The organism is Staphylococcus simulans (genome assembly GCF_002994445.1).
In the GTDB taxonomy this organism is placed as follows: domain Bacteria; phylum Bacillota; class Bacilli; order Staphylococcales; family Staphylococcaceae; genus Staphylococcus; species Staphylococcus simulans_B.
Genome location: NZ_MRZJ01000007.1, coordinates 59098 through 76589, shown reverse-complemented (window position 1 = coordinate 76589; position 17492 = coordinate 59098). Strand labels below are relative to the sequence as shown.

Here is a 17492-nt window from a genome sequence, read left to right as displayed (position 1 = left end):
CTGTTTGAAACAAGAGAATGCATTTGTTGCTTTAGATTTTGAAACCGCAAACGGCAAGCGCACAAGTATCTGCTCTGTCGGGATGGTCAAAGTCGTAAATAATGAAATCATCGAAATCTTCTATACTTTAGTCAATCCTCATGACTATTTTTCTCAACAAAATATCAATGTCCACGGTATACAGCCTGATGATGTGAAAACATCACCGGATTTCAACTTTGTACTGCCCTATATGATGCAGTTCATAGATGGTTTGCCGGTTGTCGCACATAATGCCGCATTTGATATGACAGTCATGCATGCAAGTATTCAAGCATTAGGACTTAAAACACCTGAAATGACTTATTTTTGTTCGCTGCAGCTTGCACGCAGAACCATCAATAATAACCGCTACGGTTTAAAATATATGATGGATTATTATCATTTAGATTTCCATGGCCATCATGATGCCTTAAATGATGCGAAAGCCTGTGCAATGATTACTTTCAGATTGCTTAAACACTATGACAGCTTGTCTGATATGCTCGCTATCTACGGCAAAAATTTATCAGATAAAGGTTAACCGATTGAACATTTCCTAACCATTGTTCAATCGGTTTAATTCCATCTTTCTTCTTAAATTTCTCCTAAATAAAATCATAAATCGACATATTTTGATATTCCGTTTTTTCTAAGTTCCCTACTGTTACACCAATTAAGCGAATCGGCACATCCGGATCCTTCAACTCATTGTAAAGTGCATAGGCTGTGTTATAGATATCTACTTCATTTCGTACAGGATCCCTTAAACTGCGTTGACGAGATAATGTTTCAAATTTATGTGTTTTGATTTTAACAGTGACTGTCTTGCCGGATTTTTGTATCTTGCTTAAACGTTCAGCTGTTTTCTCGCTTAATTCTCTTACTTTTAATAAAATTTCATCGTCATCATTAACATCAGTGGAGAATGTTCTTTCTGTGCCTACAGATTTTCGGATGCGGTGTGATTTCACCACATTTGATCCTCTGCCGCGTGCTTTTTCATATAATGAATGACCGCGTTTACCGAAGACACGGATTAATTCACGTTCATCTGTATTATATAAATCTTGGCCTGTATAGATGCCGTGTTCATGCATGACTTCTTTGGTTGCTTTGCCTACACCAGGAAAACCTCCGATATCTAATTCCATTAATAAGGCATGAACATTTTGGTAGTTGATAATCATCATGCCGTTTGGTTTATTCATGCCGCTTGCGAGCTTGGCTAGGAATTTATTGTAAGAAATGCCTGCAGAAGCAGTTAATCCGGTTTTCTCCCAAATATCATTGCGTATATATTGTGCAATGACCGAAGCAGGCAGATCAGGTCGCACGAGATGAGTGATATCCAAATAGGCTTCATCAAGCGACATTGGTTCAACCACTTCTGTATAGCTTTTAAAGATATCCATAATGATTTTAGATGTCTCTCTATAAGCTTCAAAGCGTGGTTGAATATAATAACCATCCGGACATAATTTATGCGCTTGTGCCATCGGCATAGCAGAATGGACACCATACTTACGGGCTTCATATGAAGCAGTTGATACTACCCCGCGTCCGCTGGCTTTACCACCGACAATCACAGGCTTTCCTTTTAGTTTAGGATTATCACGCATCTCTACTTGGGCATAAAAATAGTCCATATCTATATGGATAATCCGTCGCTCACTCATCTCATTCACCTCCCTTTCTCTCTTCTCTCACTCTATATTATATATGACATTTGCCAATCATGAATTTTAAATGCTTATACCACAATATAATCACTGACAAAATCTTTTAATGATTCAACAGTTATAATAAGTAATCATGATAAAAAGACAAAAACGAGATTTCTGTTCTCAAATAACAAAATCTCGCTTTTATTTAATTCATTACTTTGACTGTTACAATTGATGAGATTACCTCTATAAAACAGTAATCTCAAAGGATTTTGTATCTGTTTGTCCACTTTCCACAAAGGAAACTTGCGGTTTTTCTTCTAATACATCACTTTCTTTTAAAGATGTAGATAAAGCACTCCATGGTTCTATAGCGATAAATGGGCTTTTATTAGTTGTAGACCAAAGAATGATATTAGAGAAATCTTTAAAGTCTACTTTCACACCTTTGTCATGTTTATGCGAACGTAATGCAATACTGCGTGAATGTAATTGGTCTAAAGTCACTGCATCATAATCAAATAAATCATAAGTTAAATCTAATGTCTTTTGATCAGTAAGGAAAGATGTTCTGTCTAATACATCTAATAAACCAGTTTCTGGAAATGGTTTTGCTACATTCGTTGTTTCCGCATGTTCAAATTCTAAGTAATAATCTTCGTATTGGTCTCCCTCAATAAGCGGACAATTAAATCCAGGGTGCCCTCCGATACTATACGGCATACGTTGAAAATCTTCATGGTTCGTTACTTGGTATTCAACACGAATTGTTTTACCTGATAATGTATAAACAATTTTCAGTTCAAAATGGTATGGATAGTTCTCTAACATCGTTTCATCTGGTGTAATTGAAAATGCGACACTGTTGTCTGAGACTTGTTCAAATTTAAAATCTTTCTTTCTCACAAGTCCGTGTCTTGGTATATGTCCTGTCACATCTTGTTTGCCATTTAAATGATAAATTGCTTTATCATCTCTTAAACTTCCGCAAATCGGAAACAACACGGGTGCTTGACCGCTCCAATATTCAGGATCGCCTTGCCAAAGATATTCTACGCCATCGTTATCTTTGATAGAAGATAATGCCCCTCCAAACTCTTTAAATCGCACTGTTAATTCATCGTTTTTTAATTCAATAGTCATAGTTGTCCTCCTAAACCAAAATAAGCGATATTAAACGCTGCTTATTTTACGTTGTCTGTCTTATTTATGTATAGGACAATATTATCACAATGATAAGTAAAAGAAACGTATTATCACATTAAAAAGCGAGATTTCTATAACCAATAAGAAATCTCGCTTTTTAACTTTGTCTTTATCATTATTTACGTTCAAACAATGCCACAGTCTCGATATGTGTTGTCTGAGGGAACATATCTACTGGTGTGATTTCTTTAAGTTCATAACCTTCTGCAAGAATATGTGCATCTCTTTGTTGGGTTGATGGATTACAAGAGATATAGACAATCCGCTTAGGATTCAATTCTAGTAAAGTGCGTAAGAATTGTTCATCGCAGCCTTTGCGCGGCGGATCTACCATCACAACATCTGGTTGAATGCCTTGTTGTTTCCAATCCATAATGACAGATTCTGCTTTTCCGCATACAAAAGTAGTGTTGTCGTAGCCGTTTAGTTTGGCATTTTTCTTCGCATCTTCTATAGCAGCTGGTACAACTTCAACACCATACACATGTTTCGCTTGTTCTGCCATATATAAACCAATTGTACCGATACCGCAATACGTATCGAGTACAGTTTCTTCACCTGTTAACCCTGCATACTCTAATGCTTTATTATAAAGTTTAACTGTTTGAGAAGCATTGATTTGATAGAAGGATTGATCGCTGATTTCAAATTCAACTGAATCCAGCTCATCTGTGATTTCATCTTTGCCGTAAAGAGTTTTGGATTTTTTACCCATGATGACATTCGAGTGTGTTTCGTTAATATTTTGAATCACACTTTTAATATTAGGCACCGCTTCAACCATTTGCTTAATCATCGCTTTTGCTTGTTTGAATTTCTTACCGTTCGTCACAAAGACAACCATTACTTCTCGTGAAGTATAACCTACACGGATTATCACATGACGTAATAAGCCTTCTTTTCGCTTCTCGTCATATATTGATACATTATGTTCTTTAAGCAATCCGCGAATCATACGCATAAGTTGATTTTGAATGCTGTCTTGTATTAAACACTCTTCCATATCAATGATGTCATGGCTGCGTTGACGATAGAAGCCCATAATCGGCGCATCCTCGCTGTTTTGTCCCACAGGAATTTGTGATTTATTACGATAATTCCATGGATTCATCATACCAATCGTTTCATTAATCGGCGTTGACGTAAACTTGCCTTTGCGATGAAATAAATTCACCACTTGGTTGCGCTTCATTTCTAATTGTGCTTGATAATCTAAGTGCTGCAGCTGGCAGCCTCCGCATTTATCATAATAAACACATGGAGGTTCTACTCTGTCTTTGCTTTCGGTAAAAATTTCAAGTAACTTCCCTATCGCAAAGTTCTTATTAACTTTAATCAGTTTAAATTCTATTTCTTCGCCCGTAAGTGCTTTAGGGACAAATACAGGATATCGATCAATTTTAACTACACCATGTCCTTCATGTGTTAAATCAACGACTTGTCCTTTAAAGACTTGGTTTTTCTTTAATGTTTCCACACTTTAACCTCCATAGAAAAAAGGTCAGGCTTGTTTGACTAAGTCCTAACCTTTTCAATGCTTACTAATCTTGTTCTGTTAATTCTTTATTGTCGACATTTGCAGGTGTAAATACTTCAATATGCTGCTTTAAGTTCAAGAAGTTGGCCGGTAATTGTCCGCCATACTCGCCATCTACATTTAAAGGCATTTGTTCAAATGATGATACATTGATTGATTTTGCTTTTTCATAAATGACTTTAGGGTGTTTAATATGTTCCCCTCTTGAAGCTAGTGTCATGATGTGGCCTAATTCAGCTAAATTAGCTTTCTCAACAATGATCAGCGTGAAGTAGCCGTCATCTAATTTAGCATCCGGTACAAGTTTCTCAAAGCCTGCCATAGAGTTCGTTAAACCTAATAAGAACAGTAAAATCTCGCCTTGGAAGACATTACCGTCATATTCTACACGTACATCGACATTCTTCATTTCCGGCAGCATTTCCATACCTTTGATATAGTACGCAAACGGACCGACAAATGTTTTCAGCTTGCTGGAAGTCTCATAAGACACTTCTGTAATACGTCCCCCAGCAGCCAAGTTGATAAAGTAACGACTGTTCATTTTACCGATATCTACTTTCACAGTATGACCTTTGATAATCACATCTACCGCGCTTAAAATATCCGTAGGCAAATGAAGCGCACGTCCGAAATCATTTACAGTACCCATAGGAATCACACCGATTTTAGGACGATTCGGATGTTCTGCTACACCATTAACTACTTCATTTAATGTACCGTCACCGCCAGCTACGATTAACATTTCATAGTCTTCGTGTAAGGCACGTTTCGCTTCGATTGTCGCATCTCCAGCCTTCTGCGTTGCATATGCACTTGTTTCGAATCCTGCTTGTTCCAATTTAATCAAGACTTCTGGAAGCATTCTTTTAAACAATTCCTTACCCGAAGTCGGATTATAAATAATTCTCGCTCGTTTTCTCATAAATAATCCCTCATCATTTTTACTCACATACAATTTTAAATGATTTCAACGCTACTTGAAAGTATTAATGGTTCAATTCACTAAATTCCTACTAAACATCAATATATCCACCAAAAACAATTAAACAAACATCTTCTGTAACAAACCCCTCTTTTGTTCCTTAAGCTGTTCTACCTTTTGTGATGCAAGTTCAATACGTTGATCAAGTTTACTGAAGAAAGCGCCGATTTTTTGTTGTTCACCTATATCTGTAGTTAAAAGTAATAAAATATGCTTTAAATTTTGTATGTTTAATTTTGGTTGGGCGGTGCCTGTATTATATTTCGAGTAATCAATTTCTTCCAATAAAGAATAGAAATAGTAAATATTACCAGTTTTAGGAAGTAGTATATGTGCGTGATTATTAACCCAAAACTTACCCGTTGTTAAATAAACTAATGGTGCTGATCTACTTAAAATATTTGCACCATCTTCTCCTATAAGGATATATTCACCTTCAAAAATGTAATTATCAACAAAATCAATAACTCCAGTAGCACCATAATATGGGTATTTTCCTTTAGTACGAATGCTTTCTTTGATTGGTTTTCTTTGGTTATTAAAAAAAATAAAAACCTCTCCTAACTTCTTCTCTTCCCACTCTGGATAATCATTTCCATTTTCGTCTTTAAATCGTAACTGTTGTGAGAAAATCTTTTGCATATAGCCTTTCTTTTGTTCTTGTAGCAAGCTTACTTTCTTTTCTGCTAATTCAATTTGTTGATCAAGTTTGCTGAAGAAAGCGCCGATTTTTTGTTGTTCACTTAAACTTCCAATCCATATTTTTTGATTTTTAACAATGTCTGAATTTAAGTTTACTTGACTACCTGGTTGACCATATTTTTTCCATTTCCCTCTAAAGTTTTCAAGCCATTGATATAAATACTCAATATCAAATTCAGGATTCATAAAGATTAAAAATCCATCGTGAACTCCGGTATTAACATAATTTATGACCGGCTTTCCTACAGTTGCAGCAATACTAAGCAATAAATGTTGAGAATACAGAACCCTAGTTTTTTGTTCTCCAAGTGCTGATAATCTCTGTTCTAAGTGTTTAATTCGTCCATTTTGGGCAGTTACATCAGATATTCTTAGCCACCCAATATTAGAATTGTTATCAAACCATTTTTTATCTTTAATTGGTCTTGGCGATGCTCCTCTGACTATCTCTGCCATATCCCCCAACTTCTTCTCTTCCCACTCTCCTTCAAACTCTGGAAAGCGTAGTTCAGGTATATTCTTTTTTGTTTGTGTGTTATGCATTATGTCACTTCCTTATGTTTTTGCTTGTGTGTTTGTTTTTGATTGTTGCTTGGTTGGTTATGTATGATTTTTGGCGTATTACTTTTATTATAATCAAAATGGCGAGATTGTTGTATGGTTTAGTTTGTGTCTTTTTGTTTGATGATATAAAAAAGACTAGCGATTGCTCACTAGTCTTTGGTGTTTGTGTGTATTAGCGTTTGTCTAATTCTTGTGCTAATAATTTGTTTACGATTTGTGGGTTTGCTTGTCCTTTAGAAGCTTTCATGATTTGACCCACTAAGAAGCCTTTTGCACGGCCTTTACCGTTTTTGAAGTCTTCTACTGATTGCGGGTTGTTGTCTAATGCTTCTGTAACGAAGTTTAATAGTACTGATTCGTCAGAGATTTGTACTAAGCCTTTGTCTTCCATGATTTGTTTAGCGTCTCCGCCGTTTTGTGCAAGTTCAGGGAAAACTTTCTTAGCGATTTTACTGCTCATTGTACCGTCTTCAATTAACTTGATCATACCAGCAAGGTTTTCTGGTGTTAATTTTGTATCTTGAAGTTCAACTTGGTTTTTGTTCAAGTATTCGTTTACGCCGCCCATTAACCAGTTAGAAGTTAATTTAACGTCTGCGCCTTTTTCAACTGCTTCTTCGAAGAAATCTGACATTTCTTTTGTAAGTGTTAATACGTGCGCATCGTATGCTGGAAGACCGAATTCTTCAACGTATTTTTTCTTACGTACGTCTGGTAATTCAGGAATTGTTTGACGTACACGTTCTTTCCAAGCTTCGTCAACGTATAAAGGTACGATGTCTGGTTCTGGGAAGTAACGGTAATCGTCAGATCCTTCTTTAACACGCATTAAGATTGTTTTACCAGTAGATTCGTCGAAACGACGTGTTTCTTGAAGTACTTCTCCGCCATTTAACAATTCTTCTTCTTGGCGTTTTTCTTCATATTCTAAACCTTTACGTACATAGTTGAATGAGTTTAAGTTTTTAAGCTCTGCTTTTGTACCGAACTCTTCTTGTCCGTATGGACGTAATGAAATGTTCGCATCGCAACGAAGTGAACCTTCTTCCATTTTACCGTCAGATACGCCTGTGTATTGGATAATAGAACGTAATTTTTCAAGGTAAGCATAAGCTTCTTGAGGTGAACGGATATCTGGTTCAGATACGATTTCGATTAACGGTGTACCTTGACGGTTCAAGTCTACTAATGAATAGCCGTCTTTATGTGTTGATTTACCCGCATCTTCTTCCATATGAAGACGAGTAATACCAATACGTTTTGTTTCGCCGTCTACTTCGATATCGATATAACCATGTTCCCCGATAGGTTGGTCAAATTGTGAAATTTGGTAAGCTTTCGGGTTATCTGGGTAGAAATAGTTTTTACGATCGAATTTAGATTCTGTCGCAATTTCCATGTTTAATGCCATTGCGGCACGCATAGCCCAGTCAACGGCACGTTCGTTAACAACTGGAAGCACACCAGGGTATGCTAAGTCGATAACATTCGTATTTGTGTTTGGTTCTGCTCCGAAATGCGCTGGTGATGGAGAGAACATTTTAGAATCTGTTTTCAGTTCTACGTGGACCTCTAGTCCAATGACTGTTTCAAAATGCATCATTAACACTCCTTATAAATTTTGATATGCATCATGTAAGTTGTATTGTTGTTCAAATTGATAAGCGACACGGTAAAGTGTTTTTTCATCAAATGGTTTGCCGATAAACTGTAATCCGATCGGTCTGTTATTAGTTTGTCCGCAAGGTATAGAGATACCTGGTAAGCCGGCAAGGTTAACTGGAGTAGTTAATAAGTCGTTTGCATACATTGTCAACGGATCATTGATTTCATCACCAATGTTGAAAGCAGCTGTTGGTGTTGTAGGACCTACAACTACATCGTATTCTTCGAAGACTTTATCAAAGTCTTGACGGATTAATGTTCTGACTTTTTGTGATTTTTTGTAGTAAGCATCGTAGTAACCAGAACTTAATGCGAATGTTCCAAGTAAAATACGACGTTTTACCTCTTTACCGAAGCCTTCGCTGCGTGATAATTTGTATAATTCTTCAAGTGTATTCGCTTCTTTTGAATGGTAGCCGTAACGAATACCATCGAAACGAGATAAGTTAGAAGAAGCTTCAGATGATGCGATAACGTAATAAGATGGAATACCATAGCCTGTATTCGGTAATGATACTTCTTCTACAATTGCGCCTTCGCCTTCTAAAATTTCAACCGCATTGCGTACCGCTGCTTTCACTTCATCAGAAACACCTTCGCCTAAATATTCTTTAGGTAAAGCAATTTTCATGCCTTTGATATCTTTTCCGATTTCTGAAGTGAAATCATTATCTTCAACTGGTGCGCTTGTTGAATCATTTTTATCTACACCTACAATTGTTTCTAATACAATTGCGTTGTCTTTAACATTACGTGTTAAAGGTCCGATTTGGTCTAATGATGATGCGAACGCAACTAAACCAAAACGTGATACACGACCATATGTAGGTTTCATACCTACGATACCGCAATAAGCTGCTGGCTGACGAATAGAACCGCCAGTATCTGAACCTAAGCTGAATGGTACTAAACCAGCTGCTACAGCTGCTGCTGAACCGCCTGATGAACCGCCAGGTACAGCTTTGTGGTCAAATGGGTTAACAGTTTTCTTGAAGTAAGAAGTTTCTGTAGAACCGCCCATTGCGAATTCGTCCATGTTTAATTTACCAATCAACACTGCATTTTCATCATGCAATTTTCTCATTACTGTTGATTCATAAATAGGTACGAAGCCTTCTAGCATTTTACTCGCACATGTTGTTTCAAGACCTTCAGTAATAATGTTGTCTTTGATACCCATTGGGATACCGAATAGTTTACCTTCCATTTGGTCTTTCGCTTGCAATTCATCTAGCTCTTCTGCTTTTTTGATTGCATTTTCTTTATCTAAAGCTAAGAATGATTTGATTGTAGGATCTGTTTCTTCAATTGCATCATAAATATCCTTAACAACTTCAGAAGGTTTGATTTCTTTGTTCTTAATCATTTCGCTTAACTTTTCAACTGATTCATAACGAATAGACATTACGCATCCTCCCCGCTGATAACTGATGGCACTTTAAATTGTCCATCTTCTGTTTCTTTTGCATTTTTGAGTGCAAGCTCTTGAGGAATGCCTTTGATTGCTTTATCCTCACTTAATACATTTTGTAAATCCAATACGTGATACGTAGGTTCAACCTCGCTCGTATCTGCTGTATCAATTTGTTGGGCAAAGTTTAGGATTGTTTCTAATGTGTCTTGCATTTCAGTTGTTTCCTCTGGTGAAATATGAAGTCTAGACAAATTTGCAATATGTTCAACTTCTTCACGTGATACTCTAGCCATTAATGAATTGCCTCCTTAATAATACTTCATCATAAAATTGTATCAAAAAAATCGTCAAAAATCTAAATTTTTTAGTTCAAAATACCCGTATATCAGGTAATGACTCCCCTTTAACTTAATCATTCTGAACTTCAAATGCAAATTTTTTCCATTCGTTATCAAAAAGAAATAAGGATTCATGGCCTTTTATGCATATTAGGTTATAAAGATACTGCATATTTGCTTTAAAGCGTTGAAAACACTTTCATAGCAAAAACCGCCCTAAACACTGTCGTTATCATGATTTATTTTTCATTTTGCAAAAAATAAATATTCCCTTTTTTCAGAATTGTTGTATAATAATGCATATACATTGAATCATCAATGAGAAAAAGGGGGAAACCACGATGTTTATTTTAGGTACTTCAGTGAGTAGTCAAATCGATGCTGACTGGCAAACATACATCATGATTGGTGTGTACTTTCTTGTTTTAGTTATCATCGGTATCTATGGCTATAAACAGTCAACGGGAAATTTAAGCGAATACATGTTGGGAGGCCGAAACATCGGCCCCTACATCACAGCACTGTCTGCCGGCGCTTCTGATATGAGCGGCTGGATGATTATGGGATTGCCTGGTTCTGTATATGCAACAGGTTTATCCGCAATTTGGATTACGATTGGTTTAACATTAGGCGCATATTTAAATTACTTTATTGTCGCACCAAGATTACGTGTTTATACAGAACTAGCCGGCAATGCTATCACCTTGCCAGACTTTTTCAAGAACAGATTAGATGATCATTCCAACATTATTAAAATTATCTCCGGTTCGATTATCGTAATCTTCTTCACGTTATACACGCATTCTGGATTTGTTTCAGGAGGTAAATTATTCGAAACCGCATTCGGTCTCAACTATCGATACGGCTTGATTATGGTAGCTGTTATCGTTATTTTTTACACTTTTTTAGGCGGGTATTTAGCGGTTTCGATTACAGACTTCTTCCAAGGTGTCATTATGTTAGTCGCAATGGTCATGGTTCCGATTGTCGCATTATTGAAATTGAACGGCTGGGATACATTCAGCCAGATTTCAGATATGAAACCAACGAACTTAGATTTATTCAGAGGTACTACAGTCCTTGGTATCATTTCATTATTCTCTTGGGGCTTAGGTTACTTCGGACAACCTCATATCATTGTTCGTTTTATGTCGATTAAATCATTCAAGTTATTACCAATTGCACGCCGTGTCGGAATTTTATGGATGGCTGTCGGTTTAGCAGGTGCCTGCTTAGTCGGATTAACAGGTATTGCCTTTGTGCCTGATTATAAAATCACACTGCATGACCCAGAAACATTATTCATTATTATGAGCCAGATTTTATTCCATCCATTAGTCGGCGGCTTCTTATTAGCAGCAATCCTTGCTGCTATTATGAGCACAATTTCGTCTCAATTATTAGTAACTTCAAGTTCATTGACTGAAGACTTCTATAAATTGATTCGCGGCAAGAAAGCCAACGCAGAAAAGCATGAAAAAGAATTTGTCTTAGTCGGACGTTTAAGTGTTATGGCAGTAGCCATTGTCGCAATTTGGATTGCTTGGTCGCCAAATGATACTATTTTGAACTTAGTCGGCAATGCTTGGGCTGGTTTTGGGGCATCATTCAGTCCCCTTGTCCTCTTCTCTTTATATTGGAAAGGGTTAACAAGAGCGGGTGCAGTCAGCGGTATGATTGCCGGTGCAGCAACGGTTATTATTTGGATTGTTTGGATCAAACCGCTTGCGGACATCTCAGAATTCTTCGGTATGTATGAAATCATTCCAGGATTTATTATGAGTGTCATCGTTACTTATGCAGTTAGTAAATTCACAAGCAAACCAAGCGAACGTACGATCAGCGAATTAGATGAAGTAAAACAAATTTTGCATAGTTAATTAATGAGGCAGGAACACACAGATGTTTCTGCCTTTTCTTTTTACCTAACACAAAAGGTGCCTTCAATCGAAGACACCTTTTATTGTTGCGTATTAATTTTTATAGATATGAACGTGTGGGTTTTTATCATCTTTATATTTAGTAATTAACGCACGCGCATTATTACCATCTTTAATATGGATTTCATATTCATCAATGTTGCTGAAGTATTTGTCAGCTTGTTGTGTGATGAATTGTGTGATACCTGTTAATTCAGCTTTGCCGTAATAATCAATCGGTACTTCAATTGTCAGATGCGATGGTTTCTTGCCGTTGAATTTCGCTTTCCCTACTGCTTGTGTAAAGTTAGGGAAATAAGATTGCAGATTATCATTGAACTGTTTGAAGTTGTTGTTCAAGTTTTCATTCAAATCTGCCGCTTCAGATGACGGCAATAAGATCGATTTCTCTTTAATTTCTTGCCAGTTGTTGATTCTTGTTTGTTCATCATCCGCTGTAGCCCCAGCTACAAATTCACCCGGAATAATATCGCTTTCCCCAGATTGAATGTAAATCGCAAAATGAATCGGAATCTTTTTCAATGCTTTATGTTCGCGTAAACGCGATAACATTTCATCCGCCATTTTTTTGCCTTCTTTTTCAACTTTAGCTTTATCTAATTGCTTGCTGTAAGTCGGGCCGTCTTTTTCTTTTTGATAATAATATTCGCTATTCATCGCAAGTCCGATAGTCATACCTTTGATTTTCTTGCCTTTCGTATCGCTGCTGCCGTAAAAGTCTTGTTCCAAAATATTAGAAAGATAAGCTGGTGATTTTTCTGCAATTTTCTCTTCATCTGTTGTTCCATGATGCGATGGATTCAATCCTAAATTTTCGTTCGCATTTTTATCTTTCTTTTCGTCTTCTTTCATCTTATCGATTTCAGACTTCGTATACTTAGGTCCGAGGTAAGCAGAAATGGTTTTCTTATCTAAAAACTGTCCATCTTGATATAAGTATTCATCTGTTGGGAACACTTTTTTGCTTTGTTCAAGCAAACCATCTTCAAAATCGTCGCCATTGTAGCCGTTTGCCATATTCTGCTGCAATAAACCTCTTGCTTGGCTTTCTTTGAATGGTAACAGCGTACGATAGTTATCACCTTGTACATTCTTATCTGTCGCAATATGTTTTACATTGCCAGAGTCAGACTTTGCATCTTGTTCTTTCGTTGAATTTTGTTGCTCATCCTTATTGCCACACGCCGTGAGAATCAATAAGAGAGAGATGAGTAATACACATGTTTTCTTCATTCCCGATCTCCTCTATTGTTTATTGGTCAATTTCATTTTGCTTCTTGATAAAGTCTTCTTCAGACCAGATTTCAGTCCCGAGCTTTTCAGCTTTAGTCAATTTGGATCCGGCGTCTTCGCCAGCAATTACCAAGTCTGTATTCTTCGTAACACTGCTGGTTGTTTTAGCACCTTGTGCTTCTAACCATTTAGAAGCTTCTGTACGCGTCATATTGTGTAATTTGCCTGTTAATACAACCGTTAGTCCGTTAAATTCAGAATCCGACTCTATCTCTGAAGTTTTGATACCTTCATACTTCATATTAACATTTTTTGCGCGAAGTTTTTCAATTAAAGCGATAATGTCGTCATTATTTAAATAAGTGATTAATGATGTCGCAAGTTTATCGCCGATATCATGAATTTCCATCAATTCATCTTCAGTCACTTCAAAGATACGTTCCATCGTTTCAAAACGTTCCGCAATTACTTGGCTGGCTTTCACACCTAAATGTCTGATGCCTAAACCGAATAATAAATGTTCTAAAGAATTTTGTTTAGAAGCTTCAATCGCATTCAGTAAGTTATCTGCTTTCTTCTCACCCATACGTTCAAGCGGCAATAAATCTTCTTTCGTCAGATAATATAAATCCGCAACATCTTTAATAATTTCATTTTCATACAGCTGCATAATCAATTTCGTACCTAATCCGTCGATATTCATCGCTTGTCTCGATACAAAGTGAATCATACCTTCAACGAGCTGTGCAGGACATTTCGGATTAATACAGCGTAAAGCAACCTCTCCGTCTAAACGTACTAATTCGTGGCCGCAGCTCGGACAATGTGTCGGCATATGATAAGTTTCTGTGCCTTCTGGTCTGCGATCAGGCAGACTGCGAATCACTTCAGGAATAATGTCCCCTGCCTTTTTAATCACAACACTGTCTCCGATACGAATATCTTTCTCATGAATCAAGTCTTCATTATGCAGCGAAGCACGAGATACTTTTGTACCTGCGACACGTACAGGTTCTAATACTGCAGTCGGTGTTACCACACCTGTTCGTCCGACACTCAACTCGATATCATGCAAGGTTGTGACCACTTCTTCAGCCGGGAATTTATAGGCAATCGCCCATCTTGGCGATTTTTGCGTATAACCTAGTTCATCCTGCTCATCGATATCATTGACTTTAATGACTATACCGTCAATATCATAAGATAGTTTTTCACGTTGTTCTGTCCAATGCTTAATGTAATCTAAAACACCTTCAATATCTGCGACACGCTGACGGTTTTGATTGGTTTTAAAGCCTAACGCATCTAATTCATCCAACGCTTCGCTTTGTGTCTTCGCATGGAAGTTCGTAAAATCATTCACACTGTATAAGAAGATACTTAAACGGCGTTTAGCTGCGAGTTTAGAATCTAATTGACGCAACGAACCTGCAGCCGCATTTCGCGGATTCGCAAAAGCTTGTTCGCCGTTTTCTTCTTTTTCTTTATTCAAATGTTCAAATGAACGTTTCGGCATGAAAGCCTCGCCGCGCACTTCAAACGTTAATGGTTCATTGATCTTAAGAGGAATTGCACGGATGGTACGCAAGTTGGCTGTAATATCTTCGCCGACCGTACCGTCTCCGCGTGTTAGCCCCTGAACAAAGCGGCCGTTTTCATATTTTAAAGAGACAGCTAAACCATCGATTTTCAATTCGCACATATATTCGACTTGCCCTACTGCTTCTCTGACACGTGCGTCAAAGCGGCGCAAGTCTTCTTCATTAAAAGCATTGCCTAAACTCAACATAGGCGTATCATGTGCTACCTTATTGAAAGTAGCTTGAGCTTCTCCGCCGACACGTACTGTTGGAGAATCTTCTGTTTTAAACTCAGGATGTTCTTCCTCAATATGAATCAATTCATGCAGCAGCTTATCATATTCGCTGTCTGGCACAGATGGATTATCCTGCACATAATATTCGTGGTTATATTGATTTAATAAACGATGCAGCTGATCCACACGTTCTTTCAATTCACTCATCCCTTAATCCTCCTTCTTTTCAATCGGCGCAAAGTTCGCAAGCAATCGTTTCGGTCCTTCTGATTTAAAGATAATATCAAGTTCAACCGTACCGTTTTTCTCGTTGACATTGCTGACCATACCTTCGCCCCAAGCTTTATGCATGACTTTATCGCCGACTTTCCAAGTACCTGATGCTACTTCAGCACGTTTTGTCGTACGTCTGCTTGGTCCGCGTTTTGCAGGTTGCTTGCTGCTTGATTGACCTTGATAACGGCTTTCTTGTTTCGTTCCTTTATTAAGCAAGTCTTCAGGAATTTCACGTAAGAAGCGCGACTGAGGATTCGATTGTGTTTTACCGAATAACGTTCTTGAAACCGCATGTGTTAAGTACAGCTCTTCTTCTGCACGTGTAATAGCCACATAACAAATACGGCGCTCTTCTTCCATTTCATGATCATCATCGCTCAAGATAGAACGAATATGCGGGAAGATGGATTCTTCCATACCCATAATGAAGACAACCGGGAATTCCAAACCTTTGGCAGAGTGCATTGTCATTAATGTCACGCCATTTTCAATGTCCGCTTCATCAATATCTGCGACAAGCGACAAGTCTGTTAAGAAGTTGATTAATGATTGTTCTTCTAATGGTGTATTTTTCTCATAATCTACCGGTACAGACATAAACTCATCAATGTTTTCCAAACGGCTGCGTGCTTCAAGTGTCTGTTCTTGCTCCAGCATAGTTTTATAACCGGATTTATTTAAGATTTCTTCCACAATTTCACTGATTTCTAAGAACTCTTGTTCTTTGATTAAGTTTGAAATCAAAGTATAGAAATCAATGACAGCTTTAGTTACTTTCTTCGTTAAACCGATAAAGTCTGCTTCAGCCAATGCATCAAACATACTTAAGTCATTTTGTCTGGCATAGCTTTGAATCTTTTCAACTGATGAAGGCCCTACACCGCGTTTCGGCACATTAATAATTCTTTGCAGACTAATATCATCATTGCTGTTAGCAACTAATCTTAAGTAGCTTAATAAGTCTTTGATCTCTTTACGGTCATAGAACTTATGTCCGCCGACCATCGTGTAAGGAATATTCGATTTCATGAACGTTTCCTCTAACACACGTGATTGTGCATTCGTTCTGTAAAGAATTGCAATATCATTATAGCTCTTATTATTTTCACGCTGCTGACGCATGATTTCTTTCACGACATATTGTGCTTCGTCGCTTTCGCTTGAAGCTTGGTAATAATTGATTTTCTTGCCTTCTTGGTTTGCTGTCCAAAGCCCTTTAGGTTTGCGTTCTGAATTGTTTTTAATGACTTCGTTAGCCGCATTCAAGATGACTTTCGTTGAACGGTAGTTTTGTTCTAAGAATATCGTTTTCGCATTCGGATAATCTTCTTCGAATGACAAGATATTTTGAATGTCTGCGCCGCGCCAACCATAAATAGATTGGTCAGAATCCCCTACTACACATAAATTTTTAAATTTAGATGCAAGCAGTTTTACTAATGTATACTGGGCACGGTTCGTATCTTGATACTCATCCACATGAATATATTGGAATTTATTTTGATAGTATTCCAATACATCCGGTACACGTTCAAACAAATTAATGGTTTTCATGATTAAATCATCAAAGTCCATTGCTTCATTACGTGAAAGCTGACGCTGATAGCCGGCATAAACACGTGCTACCATATCTGACATAAAGTCTGTTGCTTCTTCTTCAGCATCTTCAGGTGTTTTCAATTCGTTCTTCATGTTACTGATTGCTGATAAAAACATTCTAGGGTCATAACGTTTACTATCAATATTCTCTGTTTTTAATACATCTTTAATAACCGACTTTTGATCTGTCGGGTCTAAAATTGTAAAGTTGCGCTCAATGCCGATACGGTCTGCATCTCTTCTTAAAATGCGGACACACATTGAGTGGAAAGTAGACATCCAAATCACTTGTGCTTCTTCGCCTACAAGCTTTTCGACACGTTCTTTCATCTCGCGTGCTGCTTTGTTAGTAAAGGTAATTGCGAGCACATTATAAGGAGAAACGCCCTTTTCATCTAATAGATATGCAATACGATGTGTGAGCACGCGCGTTTTCCCTGACCCTGCGCCAGCCATAATAAGCAGCGGTCCTTCTGTTGTACGCACCGCTTCACTTTGTTCAGTATTCATATTGTCTAATAACGCATTCATC

13 protein-coding genes are annotated in these 17492 nt (G+C 37.5%); 2 read left to right on the top strand and 11 right to left on the bottom strand.

Going from position 1 to position 17492, the window contains the following annotated elements; all coding sequences use genetic code 11:
• Window positions 1–4: 4 nt before the first annotated feature.
• Window positions 5–562: a 3'-5' exonuclease gene (locus tag C7N65_RS09580; protein ID WP_105994260.1), complete on the top strand. Its 558-nt coding sequence runs from the start codon at window positions 5–7 to the stop codon at window positions 560–562.
• A gap of 64 nt (window positions 563–626) precedes the next feature.
• Here the strand turns inward: C7N65_RS09580 and dinB are convergent, their stop codons facing one another.
• From dinB to gatC, 8 genes are all read right to left on the bottom strand, one after another.
• Complete coding sequence (gene dinB / locus C7N65_RS09575; RefSeq protein WP_105994259.1) at window positions 627–1697, bottom strand: DNA polymerase IV; 1071 nt, start codon at window positions 1695–1697, stop codon at window positions 627–629.
• Window positions 1698–1931: 234 nt separating this feature from the next.
• Window positions 1932–2828, bottom strand: a complete 897-nt coding sequence (locus tag C7N65_RS09570; protein ID WP_105994258.1) for an aldose 1-epimerase family protein — start codon at window positions 2826–2828, stop codon at window positions 1932–1934.
• A 178-nt stretch (window positions 2829–3006) separates the two neighbouring features.
• The gene (rlmD, locus tag C7N65_RS09565) at window positions 3007–4368 is read right to left on the bottom strand and encodes a 23S rRNA (uracil(1939)-C(5))-methyltransferase RlmD (RefSeq protein ID WP_105994257.1); all 1362 of its coding nucleotides are present in this window, start codon (window positions 4366–4368) and stop codon (window positions 3007–3009) included.
• 64 nt (window positions 4369–4432) lie between these two features.
• Window positions 4433–5353, bottom strand: coding sequence for a diacylglycerol kinase (locus tag C7N65_RS09560; protein WP_105994256.1), 921 nt, complete (start codon window positions 5351–5353; stop codon window positions 4433–4435).
• Between the two features lie 120 nt (window positions 5354–5473).
• The gene (locus C7N65_RS09555) at window positions 5474–6658 is read right to left on the bottom strand and encodes a restriction endonuclease subunit S (protein ID WP_105994255.1); all 1185 of its coding nucleotides are present in this window, start codon (window positions 6656–6658) and stop codon (window positions 5474–5476) included.
• Between the two features lie 193 nt (window positions 6659–6851).
• On the bottom strand, window positions 6852–8279 hold the full coding sequence (gene gatB / locus C7N65_RS09550) for an Asp-tRNA(Asn)/Glu-tRNA(Gln) amidotransferase subunit GatB (RefSeq protein ID WP_105994254.1): 1428 nt from the start codon (window positions 8277–8279) through the stop codon (window positions 6852–6854).
• Window positions 8280–8291: 12 nt separating this feature from the next.
• Complete coding sequence (gene gatA / locus C7N65_RS09545) at window positions 8292–9749, bottom strand: Asp-tRNA(Asn)/Glu-tRNA(Gln) amidotransferase subunit GatA (RefSeq protein ID WP_105994253.1); 1458 nt, start codon at window positions 9747–9749, stop codon at window positions 8292–8294.
• Window positions 9749–10051 carry an Asp-tRNA(Asn)/Glu-tRNA(Gln) amidotransferase subunit GatC gene (gatC, locus tag C7N65_RS09540; RefSeq protein ID WP_105994252.1) on the bottom strand — a complete coding sequence of 101 codons (303 nt, stop codon included), beginning with the start codon at window positions 10049–10051 and terminating at the stop codon, window positions 9749–9751. Before gatC ends, gatA begins: the two co-directional genes overlap by 1 nt.
• Before the next feature lie 386 nt (window positions 10052–10437).
• Here gatC and putP point away from each other — a divergent pair, with 386 nt between their 5' ends.
• Complete coding sequence (putP, locus tag C7N65_RS09535) at window positions 10438–11976, top strand: sodium/proline symporter PutP (protein WP_105994251.1); 1539 nt, start codon at window positions 10438–10440, stop codon at window positions 11974–11976.
• A gap of 93 nt (window positions 11977–12069) precedes the next feature.
• Here the strand turns inward: putP and C7N65_RS09530 are convergent, their stop codons facing one another.
• Genes C7N65_RS09530 through pcrA form a run of 3 tightly spaced genes read right to left on the bottom strand, consistent with a single transcriptional unit; the run spans window position 12070 to window position 17491 of the window.
• Entirely contained in the window at window positions 12070–13269 is a 1200-nt protein-coding gene (locus tag C7N65_RS09530; protein ID WP_105994250.1) for a CamS family sex pheromone protein, read from the bottom strand.
• 19 nt (window positions 13270–13288) lie between these two features.
• Window positions 13289–15292, bottom strand: a complete 2004-nt coding sequence (gene ligA, locus C7N65_RS09525) for an NAD-dependent DNA ligase LigA (protein ID WP_105994249.1) — start codon at window positions 15290–15292, stop codon at window positions 13289–13291.
• Between the two features lie 3 nt (window positions 15293–15295).
• On the bottom strand, window positions 15296–17491 hold the full coding sequence (gene pcrA, locus C7N65_RS09520) for a DNA helicase PcrA (protein WP_105994248.1): 2196 nt from the start codon (window positions 17489–17491) through the stop codon (window positions 15296–15298).
• Between the last annotated feature and the right edge of the window lies 1 nt (window position 17492).

Coding starts and splice junctions, on each gene's coding strand:
- dinB (WP_105994259.1), bottom strand. CDS start 1,697: ATGAGTGAGCGACGGATTATCCATATAGATATGGACTATTTTTATGCC.
- C7N65_RS09570 (WP_105994258.1), bottom strand. CDS start 2,828: ATGACTATTGAATTAAAAAACGATGAATTAACAGTGCGATTTAAAGAG.
- C7N65_RS09560 (WP_105994256.1), bottom strand. CDS start 5,353: ATGAGAAAACGAGCGAGAATTATTTATAATCCGACTTCGGGTAAGGAA.
- C7N65_RS09555 (WP_105994255.1), bottom strand. CDS start 6,658: ATGCATAACACACAAACAAAAAAGAATATACCTGAACTACGCTTTCCA.
- gatB (WP_105994254.1), bottom strand. CDS start 8,279: ATGCATTTTGAAACAGTCATTGGACTAGAGGTCCACGTAGAACTGAAA.
- gatA (WP_105994253.1), bottom strand. CDS start 9,749: ATGTCTATTCGTTATGAATCAGTTGAAAAGTTAAGCGAAATGATTAAG.
- gatC (WP_105994252.1), bottom strand. CDS start 10,051: ATGGCTAGAGTATCACGTGAAGAAGTTGAACATATTGCAAATTTGTCT.
- putP (WP_105994251.1), top strand. CDS start 10,438: ATGTTTATTTTAGGTACTTCAGTGAGTAGTCAAATCGATGCTGACTGG.
- C7N65_RS09530 (WP_105994250.1), bottom strand. CDS start 13,269: ATGAAGAAAACATGTGTATTACTCATCTCTCTCTTATTGATTCTCACG.
- ligA (WP_105994249.1), bottom strand. CDS start 15,292: ATGAGTGAATTGAAAGAACGTGTGGATCAGCTGCATCGTTTATTAAAT.
- pcrA (WP_105994248.1), bottom strand. CDS start 17,491: ATGAATGCGTTATTAGACAATATGAATACTGAACAAAGTGAAGCGGTG.